Genomic DNA, 17,648 nt, shown 5'->3' with positions numbered 1-17,648 from the left:
GAACTTGTTTATATGTATAATGATTCAGTAATCCAAGAACAAAGTGGATTGAATGCTTTTTATAACAAAATCTACTCATTAGTTGGGATCGGTGTTGGGATTTCAGCCCTTGTGTCTGGTCTTATGATGACGGTCTTTCAAGATTTCTTCGTTCAAATCTTGACAACAGCACCAATGGTTTACTATGCAGCAGTGGTTGTAGAATTGATCTTGGTCTTTGTTGCAAGTGGGAAGGCTGTTAAAAATAGCCCGTCTGCTCTTCCGATCTTCTTGATCTACTCAGCTTTGAATGGCTTTACCTTGAGCTTTATCATTGCTCGCTACATGCAAGCAACTGTCTATAAGGCTTTCTTGGTCAGTGCCTTGATGTTTATTGTCATGGGAGCTATCGGACGCGTCGTGAAAAAAGACCTGTCTGGTATGGGACGTGCCTTGATGGGAGTCTTGATCGGTGTGATCATCGCTTCTGTTGTGAACATGTTCTTGAGAAGTTCTGGAATGGACTATATCTTGAGTATTATCTCTGTCTTCCTCTTTGCAGGATTGACAGCTTGGGATAACCAAAAGATTCGCTATGTCTATGATCAAACAAATGGTCAACCTGCTACAGGTTGGGCAGTAGCGATGGCTTTGGAACTTTATCTTGACTTTATCAACCTCTTTATCAGCCTTCTTCGTATCTTCGGAAGAAACGACTAATCAAAGAGCAATTGAGCTGGGGCAGTTGCCTCGGCTTTTTTTGTCTTCCGACTTGTGCTATACTAATAGTGACTAAAGTATAGAAATGAGCGCTTATGAAAACACCTTTTGTAACCCGTGAACAATTAGAAAGCCTGACCCAAAAATTTCCGACCCCTTTCCATCTCTATGACGAAGCAGGAATTCGTGAAACAGCGCGTGCCCTCCATCAAGCTTTTGCTTGGAATGAAGGATTTAAGGAATATTTTGCCATCAAGGCGACTCCTAACCCATCGATCCTAAAAATTTTGCAAGAAGAGGGCTGTGGAGTTGACACGGCCAGCTATGTCGAATTGTTGATGGCAGATAAACTGGGCTTTAGTGGAAAAGAGATCATGTTTTCTTCTAACAATACGCCAGCTGATGAATTTGTCTATGCTAGAGAATTAGGGGCAACGATCAATCTGGACGCCTATGAAGACATTGCTTTCTTGAAGTCTGTGACTAGCATCCCCAAGGTCATTTCTTGCCGCTATAATCCTGGTGGAGTTTTTGAACTGGGAACCGATATTATGGACAATCCGGAAGAAGCTAAGTTTGGCATGACCAAGGAGCAATTGGTCCAAGCCTTTATCGAGTTGAAAAAACTAGGTGTGGAAGAGTTTGGCATTCACGCTTTATTGGCTTCTAATACAGTATCCAACGACTACTATCCAGAGTTGGCGCGTCAACTTTTTGAATTGGCAGTGGAAGTCGTCGAGAAAACAGGTGTTCACTTGGGCTTCATCAATCTTTCTGGTGGGGTTGGGGTCAATTACAAGCCAGAACAAGAACCAAATGATATTGCCATTATTGGGGAGGGCGTACATCGCGTCTTTGATGCGATTCTCAAACCGGCAGGACTTGGTCATGTGAAAATCTATACCGAGCTTGGTCGCTTTATGCTGGCTTCACACGGTCTTTTGGTGACCAGAGTGACGCATAAAAAGAAAACTTACCGGACTTATGTCGGGGTTGATGCTTCAGCTGTGAACCTTCTTAGACCGGCTATGTACGGTGCTTATCACCATATCACCAATATGGATCGTCCAGAGGAACCGACTGAAGTGGTCGATGTCGTGGGAAGTCTCTGTGAAAATAACGATAAATTTGCCAAACAACGAGAACTACCCGTGACGGAGATTGGAGATTTACTTGTGATCCATGACACGGGAGCCCATGGATTTTCAATGGGGTATCAGTACAATGCTAAGTTGCGTTCGGCAGAAGTTTTGCTTCAAGAAGATGGGCAGGCCCGTTTGATTCGTCGAGCAGAAAAACCAGAAGATTATCTTGCGACACTCTACGGCTTTGACATTGAAAAATAAGCGATTGTCTGATATAATGATAGTTATGTAAAAATAATGGATCGGAGAAAATTTTATGAATCTCTTTTTAGGAATTTTGTTGATTATTTTAGCTTTCTTTGGTGGGATGGTTGCAGGAATGTTCTTGCTTCGTCGTCAGTTTGAAAAAGAATTTGCATCGAACCCACGTTTGAATGTTGAAGCAGTCCGTACGCTTTTAGGTGCCAGCGGCCAACGTCCAAGCGAAGCAAAAGTTCAACAAGTCTATCGCCAAATTGTGAACCAACAAAAATCAGCAATGGTGAAAAACAAGAAAAAATAAGAGTGGGGCAATCTCACGATAATAAATGAGAGGGGCTTGGAGGAATTTCTTAGTCCCTCCTTTTGGAAGGAAGAGATATGGATAACCGACCGATTGGTTTTTTAGATTCTGGAGTAGGGGGCCTAACTGTTGTCCGCGAATTGCTCCGTCAGCTTCCTCACGAAGATGTCGTCTATATTGGAGATTCAGCGCGTGCACCTTATGGTCCTAGACCAGCAGATCAAATTCGCGAGTATACTTGGCAGATGGTGAACTTCCTTCTGACCAAAAATGTCAAGATGATTGTCTTAGCCTGTAATACAGCGACGGCAGTGGTTTGGGAAGAAGTCAAGGAGAAACTTGATATTCCCGTTTTGGGAGTGATATTGCCCGGAGCTTCTGCAGCCATTAAATCGACGACCCATCAAAAAATTGGGGTCATTGGGACACCGATGACGGTTTCTTCTGGAATTTATAAAGAGAAGATTCAAAGTCTGGCACCAGACATGGAAGTCAGCAGTTTAGCTTGTCCCAAGTTTGTTCCTTTAGTAGAATCAAACGAGTTGGCATCCAGTGTGACCAAAAAGGGGGTTTACGAAACCCTAAAACCACTAGTTGGAAAGGTTGATACCTTGGTCTTGGGATGCACCCATTATCCCCTTTTAAAACCGATCATTCAAAATGTGATGGGACCGGATGTCAAATTGATTGATAGTGGGGCAGAGTGTGTTCGGGATATTTCCGTCTTATTAAACTATTTTGAGCTCAATAAGAGTCGCGAACTCTTAGAGCAGACCCACCGCTTTTATACCACTGCAAATGCCAATAGCTTTGCAGCGATTGCCGAAAAATGTCTAGAACGTTCAGTGAATGTGGAGCATGTAAATTTATGAGTGACAAACTATTTGAATACAAAGATCCCCAAGATTGGTATATTGCCCAATGGGGAGAAGATGCAGACTACAACCAATTTAGTCAAGTGCCTGCGGAAGCTTCCACTCTGTTAGATCAGCTGGAACTTCTCTTTGCCAAGGATCCTGAAGGATTCCCTCTCAATCTATCGGTGATGCGCTATGGTTCAGCCTTTCGTTTTCTGACCTTTTTGACCGAAATCTTGAATGAAGTCAAGGGAAGAGCTTTTGAAATCGTACAGCGTCAAGGAGCCTTGCTCTTGGTTGAAAAAGGGAAATTGCTTTACTTGCATTTGCCAAGTGATGGGGTGGATGTGGAAGCCTTCTTGGGTCAAGACAAGGTCAAAGATACGATTCTTATTGCGACTCGAAATGAGGGAAAAACCAAAGAATTCCGTAATATGTTTGAAAAGCTGGGCTTTGAAGTGGAAAATCTCAATCAATACCCAGAGCTTCCAGAAGTCGAAGAAACAGGGATGACCTTTGAAGAGAATGCCCGCCTAAAAGCTGAAACCATTGCAGAGCTAACTGGGAAAACAGTCTTAGCGGATGATTCAGGTTTGAAGGTGGATATCTTGGGAGGCTTACCAGGAGTTTGGTCAGCTCGCTTTGCGGGAGTTGGTGCGACAGATGCGGAAAACAATGCGAAATTGTTGCACGAATTGGCCATGGTTTTTGACTTGAAAGATCGTTCAGCTCAGTTCCATACGACCTTGGTGGTTGCAAGACCAGGCAAGGAAAGCCTAGTGGTGGAAGCAGATTGGCCAGGGTATATTAATTTTGAGCCCAAAGGGGAACACGGCTTTGGCTATGACCCTCTCTTCTTAGTTGGGGAAACGGGCCGTGCTGCTGCTGAATTAACGCTTGAAGAAAAAAATACACAATCACATCGTGCTTTAGCTGTTAAAAAGTTATTGGAGGTATTTCCATCATGGCAAAGCAAACAATCATCGTTATGAGTGACTCGCATGGAGACCGCTCCATTGTTGAAGCTATTAAAGAAAAATACCTGGGCAAGGTCGATGGGATCTTTCACAATGGGGATTCTGAGCTAAAAAGTGACGATCCTGTCTGGGAAGGGATCCACGTTGTCCAAGGAAATATGGATTTTTATGATGGCTATCCGGAACGCTTGGTGACCCAACTAGGTCCAACACGGATCATCCAGACCCATGGGCATCTCTTCCAGATCAATTTTAGTTTTCAAAAATTGGATCTGTGGGCCCAAGAGGAGGAAGCAGATATCTGTCTTTACGGCCACCTTCATATCCCAGATGCTTGGAAGGAAGGAAGAACCCTCTTTGTGAATCCTGGATCTGTTAGCCAACCTCGTGGTCTGATTCGCGAGTGTTTGTATGCCAAGATAGAGATTACCGATTCGAACTTCAAGGTAGAGTATTATACGCGAGATCATGGATTGTACCCTGAATTGACAAAGGAGTTTAGTAGATGATAGCAAAGGAATTTGAACGTTTCTTGCTGGCGCAGGAAGAGACGTTCTTAACTCCTGCCAAAAATTTAGCGGTCTTGATTGATACCCACAATGTAGACCATGCGGTCTTGCTATTGAGCCAGATTAGCTATAGTCGCATCCCAGTAGTAACGGATGAACGCAAGTTTGTGGGGACGATCTCCCTAACGGATATTCTATCTTATCAATTGAAACACGAGATTCCTGAGGAGACTTTTGCTTCGATGGATATCGTAGACGTTGCAAAGAAGGAGGTCGGGGTCATCGGCTTAGACTTCAATTTGACAGAAGTCCTTCACAAGTTAGTGGATGACTCCTTCTTATCAGTGGTGGATGAAGAAGGGTATTTCCAAGGGATTATTACGCGGAAATCGATCCTCAAAGCCATCAATTCGCTCATGCATAATTTTTCAAATGAATACGAGATGATTCCAAAATGAAAGAATTTATTGCAAGTTTTATTGATCAAAAAGAACTAAGTGAAAATTCTCAGTCAGCCTATTTCTATGATTTGGACCAATTTATTGAATCAATTCATGGAAAAGTGACGCCGACGAATTTGAGAATTTACCAAGCTTCGATAAAAGATTTTAAACCGGCGGTTCAAAAACGAAAATTATCCGCTGTTAACCAATTTTTATATTATTTGTATCAAGAACGCTTTATTTCTGAATACCATCGTTTGGTCTTGCCTAAAATTCAACCGGCCAAGACCCATGATCGTGAATTGTTGGATCTGACCCATTTTTGGGAAGAATCAACCAATCCACAGGGACGATTGATGGCCTTATTGATTCTGGAGATGGGCTTATTGCCAAGTGAGATCCTCCAAGTCAAGGTCGAAGATATTCAGCTGGACTTTCATGTCATTCGAGTGGGCAAAGATGGCCAAAAACGGGTTTTAAAAGTTCCAGAGCCTTTACTGGATGAGTTGCAACTCTTCCTGGATGGTGTCTATCTCTTTGATAATAAAGGAAAATCATACTCTCGTCAGTGGGGATTCCGACAATTAGAAGCCTTCTTGATCGAAAAAGGCAACCAAGACCTTTCGGCACAATCGATTCGTGAGCAGTATATTTTGAAACAACGGGAACTCGGTGTGGATCTCTTTAGTATTGCGCGTGAATTGGGCCTAAAAACCATGGTGACATTAGAAAAATATAAATAATGGATATTAAAATTAAAGATTTTGAAGGGCCTTTGGACCTCTTGCTCCACTTGGTCTCTAAATACCAGATGGATATCTATGAGGTCCCCTTGATTGAGGTGATCGAACAGTACCTGGCTTATCTAGCGACTCTCCAAGCTATGAAACTAGAGGTAGCTGGGGAATACATGCTGATGGCTAGTCAATTAACCCTGATCAAGAGTCGTAGACTTCTTCCTAAGGTCGCAGAGGAGATGGATGAAGCAGAGGATCTAGAGCAGGACCTCCTTTCTCAATTGGAAGAGTACCGTACTTACAAGCAATTAGGAGAGTTGATGGCCTCGCAGCACGAGGAGCGCGCCCTCTATTATTCGAAACCAAAGATGGAATTGGTCTATGACGATACCGAATTACTTCATGATCGCACCACGGTGGATCTCTTCTTGGCTTTCTCAAAACTATTGACCAAGAAAAAAGAAGAATTCCGCCAGAACCATACAACCATTGTAAAGGATGAATACAAGATTGAGGATCTGATGGACCAGCTGCGTCACCGATTCCACGATCGCTCACAAGTTCTCTTGCAGGACTTGTTTCTAGAAGCAGCGGATCTCCAAGAGGTCATTACTCTATTTCTTGCAACCCTTGAATTGATCAAGATTCAAGAAGTAACGGTGATCCAGGATAGGGCTTTTGGAGAAATTTACTTAAATAGGATTGAACATGAGCAAATTAGCTGAAATTGAAGCACTCTTATTTGTAGCAGGTGAAGAAGGAATTACTGCCAGACAAATCGCAGACCTTCTCTCTTTACCTCCGACAGGTGTGGTGCAAAGTTTAGAAAAATTAAGCCAAAAATACCAGGAGGACACAGATACCAGTCTGTGTTTGATGGAGACAGCTTCCCGTTATAAATTGGTGACAAAGGCAGACTACGCTTCAGTTTTACGAGACTATTCTAGAACGCCCATGAATCAAAGTTTGTCTCGGGCTGCCCTCGAAACCTTATCAATCATTGCTTATAAGCAACCAATCACCCGTGTGGAGGTCGATGATATTCGGGGTGTCAATTCCAGCGGTGCCATTACCAAACTACTGTCATTTGATCTGATCCGAGAGGATGGGAAAAAAGAAGTCCTCGGGCGTCCCAATTTGTATGTCACGACGGAGTATTTTTTGGATTATATGGGAATCAATCATTTGGAGGAATTACCAAAGGTTGAGGAAGTGGACATTGATCCAGAGGAAGGTCAATTATTTTCAGAGAGAACAGAGGAACTAGATGAGAATTAACAAATATATTGCCCATGCAGGCGTGGCTAGTCGTCGCAAGGCCGAAGAACTGATCAAGCAAGGCTTGGTGACGGTCAATGGCCAAGTTGTGCGTGAATTAGCGACTATTATTAAGACCGGTGATCAGGTTGAAGTAGAAGGCACTCCAATCTACAACGAAGAAAAGGTCTACTATCTTTTAAATAAGCCACGTGGCGTCATCTCTAGTGTATCTGATGATAAAGGGCGGACAACAGTCGTTGACCTTTTATCTCAAGTGCCAGAGCGTATCTACCCAGTGGGACGTTTGGACTGGGATACATCTGGTGTCTTGATTTTGACCAATGATGGTGATTTTACAGATGAGATGATTCACCCACGTAATGAGATTGATAAGGTCTATGTGGCGCGTGTCAAAGGGATTGCCAATAAGGAAAATTTGCGTCCCTTGACACGAGGGGTGACCATTGATGGCAAGAAAACCAAGCCAGCGACTTACGAGATCTTAAAAGTGGATGTTGAAAAGAACCGTTCAGTGGTTCAGTTGACCATTCATGAAGGGCGCAACCACCAGGTCAAAAAGATGTTTGAAGCTGTAGGACTTTTAGTGGACAAACTCTCCCGAACCCAGTTTGGAAACCTAGATGTCTCAGGACTTCGTCCGGGTGAATACCGTCGCTTGAACAAAAAAGAAATTAGCCAGTTGCACAATCTAGCAGTGACTAAATCTAAAAAATCATGAAAAAAATCCTGATTGCTATGGTCAGAGGCTATCAAAAATGGATCTCTCCCATATTTCCGCCTTCTTGTCGCTTTCAACCGACCTGTTCCAATTATATGATCCAAGCGATTGAACGCTTTGGTGTGAAAGGTGTCTTGATGGGGGTTGCGAGAATCTTGCGATGCCATCCTGGTACCCAAGCGGGACCAGACCCTCTGCCAGACCACTTTAGTCTGAGACGAAATGAAGAATCAAAATAGGACGATCACAAATAAACAGAAATGAGAGTGGGACAGAAATCGGTAATTCGTTAGAATTCGATTTCGTTGTCCCACCTCCGCACAGTTGAGTAGGGCTGTAAATGCTGATGAAATCAGCGTTGTAGAGCCCACTCAACCACTGCGTCTTGCTCGACAATCCAAAAACAATTAAGAGGCTAGGACTTTTGTCCCAGCCTCATTTTTTTATAACACTCTCGTTTTATCAGCGTTTAGACCATGTTTTAGGCAGGAAGAGCAGAATCATTGGATAGATTTCAAGCCGTCCGGCAATCATGGCTAAGGAAAGTAACAGTTTTGAAATCGGACTAAAGATGGAGAAGGTTTGACCCGTACCAATCATAGGTCCAATATTGTTGAAACAACTAAAGACAGCACTGACAACCGTCATGAAGTTATTGTTGTCTAGACTCACTACAAAGAGTAAGCCGATCGTAATAAAACTGTATATTGTAAAGTACTTGAGGATCTGATGTTGGGTATCCTTATCGAGTACCGTATCGTTGACATGCAAGGTCAAAACGCGATTTGGAGACAAGGTCGAAAGAACCTGATTTTTTGCGATTCGCCACAAGGTCAAGCACCGAATGACTTTTAACCCCCCAGCGGTCGAGCCAGCAGACCCACCGATGACCATCAGCATTAAGAGGATGAACTGAGAAAAGAGAGGCCATTTTTCCGTCGTTCCATAACCAAAACCGGTGGTGGTGATGATATTGGACACTTGGAAGAAGGAAATCTCAAAGCTCTTCGCAACATTAGCATAGAGATGAAGGCAATTGTAGGCAATCAATACGCTAGATAGGATTACAATAGTGATGTAGGTCCGCAATTCCTCATCTTTAAAGAAGGCCTTGAATTTTCGGATCATAAGGAAGTAGTAGAGGTTAAAGTTAACCCCAAAGACCAAGACCCCGATACTGACCAAATAGGTAATTAGACTACTGTTGTAGTGGGCGATCCCATCGTTAAAGACGGTAAAGCCCCCAGTACCAGCCGTCCCCATGGCGATGACGAAACTATCATACAGGGGCATGCCAGCAAGGAAATAAAGAATCACAAAGAGGAAGAACAAACCCAAGTACAAGAAGTAGAGGATTTGAGCCGTGTTTTTTAATTTGGAAACGACCTTGCCAAAAACTGGACCAGGAACCTCTGCCTTCATGACTTCAAGGTGGCTGTTCTTGTTATTGTCCATAATCGCAAGGGCAAAGACCAATACTCCCATCCCCCCTATCAAGTGGGTAAAACTACGCCAAAAGAGGAGAGAGTGGCTGAGGACACCCACATCGTCTAAAATCGTTGCCCCTGTTGTTGTAAAGCCGGAGCTGACTTCAAAGAAGGCATCGATAATGTTTGGAATTTGGCCCGAAAAGACAAAGGGAAGGGCACCAAAGAAGGACCATAGGATCCAACAAAGTGCTACAATCAGGACTCCTTCCTTAGCATAGATGTGAAAATCCTTAGGTTTGTGAAAACTACCAAGGAGGCCAAACGCAAGTAGGATGGCCATGGTTGCTCCAATGGAGACAAAGACCTTGGCAGGTTCCCGATAGATTGCAGCGACCACTAGGGGAACGATTAGGAGACCTGCCTCGATTAAGAGGAGTTTGGATAAGAGGTAACGAATCATGCTTCTATTCATCAGGCTTACCTCTCAAGTAGATCGTAGATTTTAGTGACATTTTGAATCAAGGTGGTCACGATAATCCGATCCCCTACCATCAAACGGTCATCCCCATTCGGGAAAATAGCCTTGCCGTTTCGAATAATGGCAGCGATCAAAACGCCCTTCTTCAATTTCAATTCAGAGAGGGGATATTGGGTTAGTTTGTTGTCTTCCTTAATTTGAAACTGCAAGGTTTCAATCCGGCCGTTTGCGACATGGTGCAAGGCTTCTAGGTTTGAGAACTGTGCATTGTAGCGCCCGCGAATAAAGTGCATAATGGTGTCTACAGCGATGCGTTTTGGAGTGACAATACTGGTCATATCCTGATCGCCAATGATCTCCAACAGACTGGTTCGGTTGACTTTGGTAATGTTCTTTTTGACTCCGACAGAATCCAAGAACATGGAGGTGATGATGTTTTCTTCATCGACCCCTGTCAAAGTAGCCACAGCATCAAAGTTATTGGCACTCTCTTCTAAAAGAATGTCTTTAGCAGTTCCGTCTCCATGGACGACATAGAGGTCAGGGAATTCTTGGCTAAAGAATTCAGCTCGTTCGCGATTGACCTCGATGACCTTGAGATCGATTTTGCGACGCACATCCTGGAGAATATTGAGCAGATAGTAGGCAATTTTTCCAGCACCAATCATCATCATGCTCTTAATGACTTGAGGTCGGACATTGTTGTGGAAGAGAACGACCTCGATCCGATTACCTGTTACGAAAATCTTGTCTTGAGGTTGTAAGACAAAGTCTCCGTTTGGAATGGTGAGTTCGTTGCCACGCTCGATTGCGCAAACAATGACATTTCCGTATTTCTTCCGGAATTGGGAGAGGCTCATATTGCAGAGATTGCTATCTGGCTTGATCTTAAATTCCATCAAGGCTACCCGACCATTGGCAAAATGCTCCACAGAAAGGGCATTTGGGAAGTCAATGATATTGGCAATATATCGAGCTGTCAGCAATTCCGGATTGACAACCAGGGAGAAGCCCAAGATATTTTTTTCCTTGAAGTAGGAATTGGAATATTCAGGATTCCGCACCCGAACGATGGTCTCTTTGGCTCCCATTTTTTTAGCCAAAACAGCAGAGACCATATTCACTTCATCGTACTCGGTCATGGAAATGAAGATGTCGCAGTCTTCAACATCCGCTTGCTCCAAGATCTTGAAGTTTGCCCCATTTCCTAAAATTCCAATGATATCAAATCGTTTGGTAATATGGTTAAGAACGGATTCGTCTTTTTCGATCAAAATAACATCGTGGTTTTCAGCAACGAGAGAACGACAAAGGGCCGTTCCGACCTTTCCTCCACCAACAACAATAATTTTCATAGAATACCTCCAGAGTATGCTTCTATCATACTCTATTTTCAAGAAAAATTCATCTTTTTTAAGGATTTTCTGGTGGAATTTTGAGAAGCTAAGAACAAGTAGGAAAAATCGTCAAAAGAGTAGAACGAGGAGGGATTGAAAACTTTGGTAAAGTTTCTTAAAAAAATCTAAAAAAACTATTGACAGGAGCTTCAAAAGTGTTATACTTAGAAAGTACCTTCGTTGATTTACCTCAAACCTGTTGTGAGTTAAGTTAATGAAGCTGTAACCACGCTGTTTGCTGAGCTTGACTCCGGGCAGTGTGGCTATTTTTTTATCAGAAAGAGATCGAGTATGAATATTGAAGAACTGGACTACCAAGAGTCAGCTGCTCAAAACCACATCGTCTTGTTCCAACCTCAGATTCCACAAAATACGGGAAATATTGCACGGACTTGTGCGGCGACCAATTCCCCCTTGCATATCATACGACCCATGGCTTTTCCGATCGATGATCGCAAAATGAAGCGAGCAGGACTCGATTATTGGGACAAGCTGGATGTCCGTTTTTATGATAGCCTAGAAGAGTTTATGGAAGCAGCGAGCGACGGTCAGGTACACCTAGTGTCCAAGTTTGCAAATCAGACCTATTCGGACGTTTCTTATCAGGATGGGAAGTCCCATTATTTCTTGTTTGGACGCGAAGATAAAGGATTGCCGGAAGAATTTATGCGCCAGCACGAAGAGAAGGCCATTCGCATTCCGATGAATGACGAGCATGTCCGTAGTTTAAATGTCTCCAATACCGTCTGCATGATTGTCTATGAGGCTCTCCGCCAGCAGGGCTTTAAGGGGCTGGAGTTGAGCCATCGTTATGAGCACGACAAGCTCAAATAAGAACGAAAAATTAAAACCCGAACGATGTAATCCATGACGTTACAAAAACTTGCCTAGGCAAGTTTTTTTTGTTATCATAAAAGGGTCTTCAGGGCAGGGTGTAATTCCCGACCGGCGGTGACTTTTACTAGGAAATGTTCTTTTCCGTACTCTAAAAGAAGTCCGCGAGCGCAAGCTGATGTGGTGTGACTCCACAACCGACAGTATAGTCTGGATGGGAGAAGACGAGAGACGAATAGACTGACAGCTATTCTGATCTGTTTAGAGTTGATGCATGGGAATAGTACCTTGGAGTCTAAGACTGACTAACGGCATGTTTCGATGGAGACCAGCTAAAGTAACTAGAATAGTTTCTAGTTTAAGCTTTGTTTAAATAGTTTAGAGTAGAATGATGGAGTAGACGTCTTTCCAGCTTCTCTAATTTTTAAAAAATTGGAGGAACCTGTTATGACAAATACACGTAAACTGACCCTAGTGGCTGTTTTATCCGCATTATCTTTTATTTTGATGTTCTATCAATTTTCTTTCTTGATAGATTTCTTCAAAATTGATTTGAGTATCATCGCCATTTTGTTGGCTTTGGTCTTGTTGGATTTTAAAAGTGCTGTTTGGGTGACCTTGATCCGATCTGTTCTTAAATTAGCTCTTAATAATAAGGGGCTTGAAACCTTGATCGGACTACCAATCAATATCATTGGAGTTCTTGTTTTTGTTCTTGCTTTTGCATGGATTTGGAACAAGGAACGGACCCATGGCCGATTTGTCCTAGCTACGATTATTGGAACGATCAGCTTGAGTATCACGATGGTATTGGTGAACTATGTCTATGCAATCCCTTTGTATGCTCGCTTTATGAACTATGATATTTCGAAAACACTAGGGCTTGTCCACTATTTAGCCGCAATGGTTGCACCGTTTAACCTGATCGAAGGAGTGATTTGGGCCATCGCATTTGGATTGATCTACACTCTTTTGCAACCGATTTTGAAAAAATATGAAAAATAAACAACAACATTGGGCGAAGGCAAGCTTCGCCCTTCTCATTTTTGTCATTCTCGGGTATGTGATTCGTTTCTACCCGCAACAATTAACGGGCTTTGACAGCGCGCTTCAATCTACTATTCGAGGCGATCTGCCTGCACCACTGACAGCCTTCTTTACCAAGGTAACCCATGTCATGGATACCAAGATCATTGTCATCTGGGTGGGTCTTTTGCTAGCTGTCTTTGCCTGTAAGAAATGGTACAGCGAAGCCCTCTTTCTGGGGAGCAATCTGGTATTGACTGGTCTTTTGGTTCTTCTTCTAAAGAATATCTACCAGAGACCGAGACCAAGTATTCTTCATCTAGTAGAGGAAAAAGGCTTTTCTTTTCCAAGTGGTCATTCACTGGCGTCTACCCTTGTTTTGGGAAGCTTGATCATCATTGTTGGCCAGCATATAAAAAACAAAGCGGCCCGCTATTGTCTTCAGGGGCTTCTGATTCTGGGAATTGTGACCATTGTGGGCTCCCGTATTTATGTCGGGGTTCACTATCCTTCAGACGTTCTCGGCAGTATGATTTTGGGCTTTGCTGTCTTGCAATTTGAGTACCCCTTGTACGATCGCTTGCGGTTTCAATGGCGCTTTACAGGGAAGCAAAAATAACTAACAACTAGGAGTTGGACTCGTGTTTTGAGTTCGACTCTTTTTTTGCTATAATGAAGGGTATGAAATCCTACAATACCTTGAATGATTATTATCGAACCTTATTTGGAGAAAAGACCTTTAAAGTCCCTATTGATGCAGGCTTTGATTGTCCTAATCGTGACGGAACAGTCGCCCATGGTGGCTGTACTTTTTGCACGGTCTCAGGTTCAGGAGATGCCATTGTGGCCCCAGAAGCTCCGATTCGAGAACAATTTTACAAAGAGATTGATTTTATGCATCGGAAATGGCCGGATGTGAAGAAGTACCTGGTCTATTTTCAAAATTTCACCAATACCCACGATAAGGTGGACGTCATTCGAGAGCGTTATGAGCAGGCCATCAATGAACCAGGAGTAGTAGGAATCAACATCGGTACGCGTCCGGATTGTTTACCAGATGATACCTTGGCCTATCTAGCAGAGCTGACCGAGCGCATGCATGTGACGATTGAGTTGGGGCTTCAGACGACTTATGAAGCGACGTCTCAATTAATCAATCGGGCCCATAGTTATGACCTCTATGTGGAAACAGTCAAGCGGATTCGCCAACAGGTGCCCAAGGCTGAGATCGTGTCCCATTTGATCAATGGCCTTCCAGGGGAAACACATGAGATGATGGTGGAAAATGTTCGCCGTTGTGTGACCGATAATGAAATTGATGGGATCAAGTTGCACCTCTTGCATTTGATGACCAATACACGCATGCAACGAGACTATCATGAAGGACGACTCCAACTCATGAGCCAGGAGGAATATGTCAAGGTTATCTGTGACCAACTAGAGATCATCCCCAAACACATCGTGATTCACCGGATTACAGGGGATGCGCCTCGTGATATGCTAATTGGTCCCATGTGGAGCCTCAACAAATGGGAAGTCCTAAACGCTATTGAAACTGAAATGCGTCGTCGTGGAAGTACTCAAGGATGTAAGCTAGAAGAAAAGGAGAGTGCCAATGCTTCGACCACTTGAAATGGCCCATCAATTTTTAGCAGAAGTCATCACCAAAGAAGATGTCGTGGTAGATGCCACCATGGGAAATGGACATGATACGGCCTTTTTAGCCAAACTAGCAGGCCAGGTCTATGCCTTTGATATTCAAGAACAGGCCCTTGTAAATACCCAAGAAAGATTGGAAAAGTTGGGGCTTCAGCATGTTCAGTTGATTTTAGATGGCCACCAGCATGTGGACCAATATGTGGAGACTCTCAAAGCAGCTATTTTTAATCTAGGTTATCTGCCATCTGCGGATAAATCGGTCATTACTCTTCCGGCTACTACTATTGAAGCGATGGAAAAAATCTGTGCTCGCCTAGAAAAAGGTGGTCGAATGGCTTTGATGATCTATTATGGTCATGAGGGAGGAGACATCGAGCGTGATGCAGTGCTGGACTTTGTCAGCCAGCTCCCACAAAAAGAATATACAGCGACCATCTACCGGACACTGAATCAAGTGAACCAACCACCGTTTTTGGTCATGATTGAAAAATTAGAAAGCTATCGTCATGGATAAAGAATATTTAAAAAATAAAATTGAAGGATTGAGACACCATTTTGTTGAATCAACCATTCACGAGCGTGCAATCGGTTTTTATGATGAAGCCCATATGACCAAAAAGATGCTCAAAATAAAAAAGAAATTGGTTGCGCTTGAGATGGAACGGTGCCAAAAGAAGATTGAGCACAAGGATGTAACCAAGACAGACCAAAAGATTGCGGAGTTAAAACAGCAATTTGAGACTTGTTGCCAAGAACGCTAGGGAGGGAGGAAGATGGAATTACTCCTTTATGCAGTGATCTTCTCGATGATCTTGATCGTCTCAAATGTCACCAATAAACTTGTGCCGAGCCTTCCTCTGCCTTTGATTCAAATCTTACTAGGGATCGTTTGGGCCCTCTTTGTCCCAGAAGAAAATTTTCATCTAGATACAGAACTCTTTCTGGCCTTGGTCATTGGCCCTCTGTTATTTCGAGAGGCAGAAGAAGCAGATATTACTTCTGTCTTAAAGCACTGGCGCATCATTCTTTATTTGATTTTTCCAGTGATTTTTATCTCAACCATTAGTTTGGGATGGGCAGCTCACTCCTTGTGGCTGAGTCTTCCTTTAGCAGCCTGTATGGCCGTAGGGGCAGCTCTAGGTCCAACAGACTTAGTAGCCTTTGCTTCCCTGTCTGAGCGCTTTACCTTTCCAAAGCGGGTTTCGAATATCTTAAAAGGAGAGGGGTTACTAAATGATGCCTCAGGTCTAGTTGCCTTTCGAGTGGCCTTGGCAGCCCTTGCGACCGGAAGTTTCTCCCTTGGAGAGGCAGGGATTTCCTTAGGAATCTCCATTATAGGAGGATTTGCAGTAGGAATCTTGACGGCCTTTGTGAACCGTTGGCTGCAAACCTTACTCTTGAGTGTTCGCGCTAGTGATATTGCCAGTGAATTGTTATTAGAATTGAGTCTCCCGTTATTGACTTTTTTCTTAGCAGAAGAACTCCATGTGTCTGGTATCATCGCTGTGGTCGTGTCAGGGATCCTAAAAGCCAGTCGCTTTAAGCACATTACCCTTCTTGAAGCTCGGGTGGATACTGTGAGCCATACCGTCTGGAATACGGTCAACTTTATCTTAAATGGGTCGGTCTTTGTCATCTTAGGAATGGAATTGGAAATGATTTCCAAGCCCATCTTAAGTAGTCCCATTTACAATGATCTTCTTTTAGTTCTTTCGGTCTTTGTGTTGACAGCCTTGCTCTTTTTGATTCGTTTTGTCATGGTTTACCTCTTTTATTGGTTCCGAACGGCTCGACTAAAAAAATCGTTGAGAAATTATCTAAAAGATGCCTTATTGCTGACTTTTTCGGGTGTGAAGGGAACGGTTTCGATTGCGACGATTCTTTTGATTCCAACCAAGATCGAAAAAGAATACCCTATCCTACTCTTTTTAGTGGCAGGAGTTACCCTTGTCAGCTTTATTGCTGGCTTAGTGGTACTTCCAAAATTATCAGAAGACAAGGAAGAAACCAATGACTACCTGATGCAGATCGCGATTTTAAATGATGTCGTCATGGAATTAGAAGCAGACCTAAAGAATAGCAAGCACAAGGGACCCTTGTATGCGGCGATTGATAACTACCATGGTCGCATAGAAAACTTGATTCTGGTCCAAGAAAACAGGCTCATTCAAAAGGACTGGGAACAGTTGAAGCTCCTGATTTTGAGTATTGAAAGTGACGGCTTGGAACAGGCTTATGAAGAAGGGAAGATTCGAGAGCGGGGCTACCGCGTCTACCAACGCTATCTTCGCAATATGGAGCAACGTGTCAATCGCAATCTTTCGTCTCGCTTAACCTATTACCTCTTGGTGTCTTTCCGCCTTTTGCGTTTATTCGTTCATGAGATCTTAACTTTTGGGTCTGGCTTGCGAAACTGGTGGACCCGAGAAGACAGCAAGTTAGAGGCCATTGATTATGACCAGATTGCGGCCCTTTATCTGGCCAATACGGAAATCATCATCGAAAGTTTGGAAGACCTCAAGGGGGTTTATCGGAGCAGTTTGCTCTCTTTCCTACAAGAATCTCGTCTGAGAGAGACAGCTATTATTACCAGTGGGGCCTTTGTGGAGCGGGTTATTAATCGCGTGAAACCAAATAATATCGATGAAATGTTGAGAGGCTATTATTTGGAGCGTAAGATTATTTTTGAATATGAAGCGCAACACCTGATTACTGCCAAGCAAGCGCGCCGTATGCGACAAAATGTCAATGAATTAGAAAGCTATTCCCTAAGAGAAAGTGCCAATACTCTTCCATACGATTTGATCGAGTATGCACGGAATCGTTGAGATAAGAGTAAAAGAGGCTGGGACAAAAGTCCTAGCCTCTCAATTATTTTTGGATTGTCGATCAAGACGCAGTGGTTGAGTGGACTCTACTACGCTGATTTCATCAGCTTTTACAGCCCTACTCAACT

21 protein-coding genes and 1 riboswitch are annotated in these 17,648 nt (G+C 43.3%); of the genes, 19 read left to right on the top strand and 2 right to left on the bottom strand.

The genetic code is table 11. The features are described 5' to 3' along the window. Window positions 1-12 precede the first annotated feature (12 nt). The 12 genes from LPB220_RS08455 to yidD all read left to right on the top strand — a co-directional run bounded on the left by LPB220_RS08455 (window position 13) and on the right by yidD (window position 8,107). Complete coding sequence (locus tag LPB220_RS08455) at window positions 13-699, top strand: Bax inhibitor-1/YccA family protein (RefSeq protein ID WP_003008369.1); 687 nt, start codon at window positions 13-15, stop codon at window positions 697-699. 95 nt (window positions 700-794) lie between these two features. Beyond that, on the top strand, window positions 795-2,045 hold the full coding sequence (locus LPB220_RS08450) for a diaminopimelate decarboxylase (RefSeq protein ID WP_150906428.1): 1,251 nt from the start codon (window positions 795-797) through the stop codon (window positions 2,043-2,045). Between the two features lie 55 nt (window positions 2,046-2,100). Beyond that, on the top strand, window positions 2,101-2,346 hold the full coding sequence (locus tag LPB220_RS08445) for a YneF family protein (RefSeq protein WP_024055201.1): 246 nt from the start codon (window positions 2,101-2,103) through the stop codon (window positions 2,344-2,346). A 77-nt stretch (window positions 2,347-2,423) separates the two neighbouring features. Then, a complete protein-coding gene (gene racE, locus LPB220_RS08440; protein WP_150906427.1) occupies window positions 2,424-3,218 on the top strand; it encodes a glutamate racemase in 795 nt (264 codons plus the stop codon). Continuing rightward, window positions 3,215-4,195, top strand: coding sequence for a nucleoside-triphosphate diphosphatase (locus tag LPB220_RS08435; protein WP_009731509.1), 981 nt, complete (start codon window positions 3,215-3,217; stop codon window positions 4,193-4,195). The genes racE and LPB220_RS08435 overlap by 4 nt, the downstream gene beginning before the upstream one ends. Then, on the top strand, window positions 4,168-4,689 hold the full coding sequence (locus LPB220_RS08430; protein ID WP_150906426.1) for a metallophosphoesterase: 522 nt from the start codon (window positions 4,168-4,170) through the stop codon (window positions 4,687-4,689). Before LPB220_RS08435 ends, LPB220_RS08430 begins: the two co-directional genes overlap by 28 nt. Then, window positions 4,686-5,147, top strand: coding sequence for a cyclic-di-AMP-binding protein CbpB (gene cbpB / locus LPB220_RS08425; protein WP_003008353.1), 462 nt, complete (start codon window positions 4,686-4,688; stop codon window positions 5,145-5,147). The genes LPB220_RS08430 and cbpB overlap by 4 nt, the downstream gene beginning before the upstream one ends. Further along, on the top strand, window positions 5,144-5,875 hold the full coding sequence (xerD, locus tag LPB220_RS08420) for a site-specific tyrosine recombinase XerD (protein ID WP_003005319.1): 732 nt from the start codon (window positions 5,144-5,146) through the stop codon (window positions 5,873-5,875). Before cbpB ends, xerD begins: the two co-directional genes overlap by 4 nt. Continuing rightward, the gene (locus tag LPB220_RS08415) at window positions 5,875-6,594 is read left to right on the top strand and encodes a segregation/condensation protein A (protein WP_150906425.1); all 720 of its coding nucleotides are present in this window, start codon (window positions 5,875-5,877) and stop codon (window positions 6,592-6,594) included. Before xerD ends, LPB220_RS08415 begins: the two co-directional genes overlap by 1 nt. Continuing rightward, window positions 6,578-7,147, top strand: a complete 570-nt coding sequence (scpB, locus tag LPB220_RS08410) for an SMC-Scp complex subunit ScpB (protein WP_009731504.1) — start codon at window positions 6,578-6,580, stop codon at window positions 7,145-7,147. Before LPB220_RS08415 ends, scpB begins: the two co-directional genes overlap by 17 nt. Next, window positions 7,137-7,868, top strand: coding sequence for a pseudouridine synthase (locus LPB220_RS08405; protein WP_013904014.1), 732 nt, complete (start codon window positions 7,137-7,139; stop codon window positions 7,866-7,868). The genes scpB and LPB220_RS08405 overlap by 11 nt, the downstream gene beginning before the upstream one ends. After that, window positions 7,865-8,107, top strand: coding sequence for a membrane protein insertion efficiency factor YidD (yidD, locus tag LPB220_RS08400; protein ID WP_013904013.1), 243 nt, complete (start codon window positions 7,865-7,867; stop codon window positions 8,105-8,107). Before LPB220_RS08405 ends, yidD begins: the two co-directional genes overlap by 4 nt. Window positions 8,108-8,330: 223 nt before the next feature. Here yidD and LPB220_RS08390 read toward each other — a convergent pair whose 3' ends face one another. After that, the gene (locus tag LPB220_RS08390) at window positions 8,331-9,770 is read right to left on the bottom strand and encodes a TrkH family potassium uptake protein (RefSeq protein WP_021153700.1); all 1,440 of its coding nucleotides are present in this window, start codon (window positions 9,768-9,770) and stop codon (window positions 8,331-8,333) included. Window positions 9,771-9,775: 5 nt separating this feature from the next. Further along, window positions 9,776-11,131 carry a Trk system potassium transporter TrkA gene (gene trkA, locus LPB220_RS08385; RefSeq protein WP_150906424.1) on the bottom strand — a complete coding sequence of 452 codons (1,356 nt, stop codon included), beginning with the start codon at window positions 11,129-11,131 and terminating at the stop codon, window positions 9,776-9,778. Window positions 11,132-11,464: 333 nt separating this feature from the next. On the opposite strand from trkA, the gene LPB220_RS08380 reads away from it, so the two are divergent. The 7 genes from LPB220_RS08380 (at window position 11,465) to LPB220_RS08350 (ending at window position 17,520) form a co-directional block, all read left to right on the top strand. Continuing rightward, window positions 11,465-12,007, top strand: coding sequence for a tRNA (cytidine(34)-2'-O)-methyltransferase (locus LPB220_RS08380; protein ID WP_024055209.1), 543 nt, complete (start codon window positions 11,465-11,467; stop codon window positions 12,005-12,007). An 80-nt stretch (window positions 12,008-12,087) separates the two neighbouring features. Then, window positions 12,088-12,237, top strand: a riboswitch (FMN riboswitch). Window positions 12,238-12,454: 217 nt separating this feature from the next. Beyond that, window positions 12,455-13,012, top strand: coding sequence for an ECF transporter S component (locus LPB220_RS08375; RefSeq protein ID WP_049472288.1), 558 nt, complete (start codon window positions 12,455-12,457; stop codon window positions 13,010-13,012). Beyond that, the gene (locus tag LPB220_RS08370) at window positions 13,002-13,652 is read left to right on the top strand and encodes a phosphatase PAP2 family protein (protein ID WP_150906423.1); all 651 of its coding nucleotides are present in this window, start codon (window positions 13,002-13,004) and stop codon (window positions 13,650-13,652) included. Before LPB220_RS08375 ends, LPB220_RS08370 begins: the two co-directional genes overlap by 11 nt. A gap of 53 nt (window positions 13,653-13,705) precedes the next feature. Beyond that, window positions 13,706-14,665 (top strand): TIGR01212 family radical SAM protein, encoded by a 960-nt coding sequence (locus LPB220_RS08365; RefSeq protein ID WP_150906422.1) that lies wholly within the window; start codon window positions 13,706-13,708, stop codon window positions 14,663-14,665. Further along, window positions 14,649-15,206 carry a tRNA (mnm(5)s(2)U34)-methyltransferase gene (locus LPB220_RS08360; RefSeq protein ID WP_013904006.1) on the top strand — a complete coding sequence of 186 codons (558 nt, stop codon included), beginning with the start codon at window positions 14,649-14,651 and terminating at the stop codon, window positions 15,204-15,206. Before LPB220_RS08365 ends, LPB220_RS08360 begins: the two co-directional genes overlap by 17 nt. Continuing rightward, the gene (locus LPB220_RS08355; protein WP_003005673.1) at window positions 15,199-15,453 is read left to right on the top strand and encodes a hypothetical protein; all 255 of its coding nucleotides are present in this window, start codon (window positions 15,199-15,201) and stop codon (window positions 15,451-15,453) included. Before LPB220_RS08360 ends, LPB220_RS08355 begins: the two co-directional genes overlap by 8 nt. Window positions 15,454-15,465: 12 nt before the next feature. Beyond that, window positions 15,466-17,520 carry a cation:proton antiporter gene (locus tag LPB220_RS08350; RefSeq protein ID WP_150906421.1) on the top strand — a complete coding sequence of 685 codons (2,055 nt, stop codon included), beginning with the start codon at window positions 15,466-15,468 and terminating at the stop codon, window positions 17,518-17,520. Window positions 17,521-17,648 lie beyond the last annotated feature (128 nt).

This window comes from Streptococcus sp. LPB0220 (assembly GCF_008727815.1).
In the GTDB taxonomy this organism is placed as follows: Bacteria; Bacillota; Bacilli; order Lactobacillales; family Streptococcaceae; genus Streptococcus.
The sequence above is the reverse complement of the archived record's forward strand: the minus strand, read 5'-3'. Positions and strand labels throughout refer to the sequence as shown.

What these genes read in the sequence shown, in the direction of transcription:
- LPB220_RS08455 (WP_003008369.1), top strand. Translation starts at nt 13, where the DNA reads ATGTATAATGATTCAGTAATCCAAGAACAAAGTGGATTGAATGCTTTT.
- LPB220_RS08450 (WP_150906428.1), top strand. Translation starts at nt 795, where the DNA reads ATGAAAACACCTTTTGTAACCCGTGAACAATTAGAAAGCCTGACCCAA.
- LPB220_RS08445 (WP_024055201.1), top strand. Translation starts at nt 2,101, where the DNA reads ATGAATCTCTTTTTAGGAATTTTGTTGATTATTTTAGCTTTCTTTGGT.
- racE (WP_150906427.1), top strand. Translation starts at nt 2,424, where the DNA reads ATGGATAACCGACCGATTGGTTTTTTAGATTCTGGAGTAGGGGGCCTA.
- LPB220_RS08435 (WP_009731509.1), top strand. Translation starts at nt 3,215, where the DNA reads ATGAGTGACAAACTATTTGAATACAAAGATCCCCAAGATTGGTATATT.
- LPB220_RS08430 (WP_150906426.1), top strand. Translation starts at nt 4,168, where the DNA reads ATGGCAAAGCAAACAATCATCGTTATGAGTGACTCGCATGGAGACCGC.
- cbpB (WP_003008353.1), top strand. Translation starts at nt 4,686, where the DNA reads ATGATAGCAAAGGAATTTGAACGTTTCTTGCTGGCGCAGGAAGAGACG.
- xerD (WP_003005319.1), top strand. Translation starts at nt 5,144, where the DNA reads ATGAAAGAATTTATTGCAAGTTTTATTGATCAAAAAGAACTAAGTGAA.
- LPB220_RS08415 (WP_150906425.1), top strand. Translation starts at nt 5,875, where the DNA reads ATGGATATTAAAATTAAAGATTTTGAAGGGCCTTTGGACCTCTTGCTC.
- scpB (WP_009731504.1), top strand. Translation starts at nt 6,578, where the DNA reads ATGAGCAAATTAGCTGAAATTGAAGCACTCTTATTTGTAGCAGGTGAA.
- LPB220_RS08405 (WP_013904014.1), top strand. Translation starts at nt 7,137, where the DNA reads ATGAGAATTAACAAATATATTGCCCATGCAGGCGTGGCTAGTCGTCGC.
- yidD (WP_013904013.1), top strand. Translation starts at nt 7,865, where the DNA reads ATGAAAAAAATCCTGATTGCTATGGTCAGAGGCTATCAAAAATGGATC.
- LPB220_RS08390 (WP_021153700.1), bottom strand. Translation starts at nt 9,770, where the DNA reads ATGAATAGAAGCATGATTCGTTACCTCTTATCCAAACTCCTCTTAATC.
- trkA (WP_150906424.1), bottom strand. Translation starts at nt 11,131, where the DNA reads ATGAAAATTATTGTTGTTGGTGGAGGAAAGGTCGGAACGGCCCTTTGT.
- LPB220_RS08380 (WP_024055209.1), top strand. Translation starts at nt 11,465, where the DNA reads ATGAATATTGAAGAACTGGACTACCAAGAGTCAGCTGCTCAAAACCAC.
- LPB220_RS08375 (WP_049472288.1), top strand. Translation starts at nt 12,455, where the DNA reads ATGACAAATACACGTAAACTGACCCTAGTGGCTGTTTTATCCGCATTA.
- LPB220_RS08370 (WP_150906423.1), top strand. Translation starts at nt 13,002, where the DNA reads ATGAAAAATAAACAACAACATTGGGCGAAGGCAAGCTTCGCCCTTCTC.
- LPB220_RS08365 (WP_150906422.1), top strand. Translation starts at nt 13,706, where the DNA reads ATGAAGGGTATGAAATCCTACAATACCTTGAATGATTATTATCGAACC.
- LPB220_RS08360 (WP_013904006.1), top strand. Translation starts at nt 14,649, where the DNA reads ATGCTTCGACCACTTGAAATGGCCCATCAATTTTTAGCAGAAGTCATC.
- LPB220_RS08355 (WP_003005673.1), top strand. Translation starts at nt 15,199, where the DNA reads ATGGATAAAGAATATTTAAAAAATAAAATTGAAGGATTGAGACACCAT.
- LPB220_RS08350 (WP_150906421.1), top strand. Translation starts at nt 15,466, where the DNA reads ATGGAATTACTCCTTTATGCAGTGATCTTCTCGATGATCTTGATCGTC.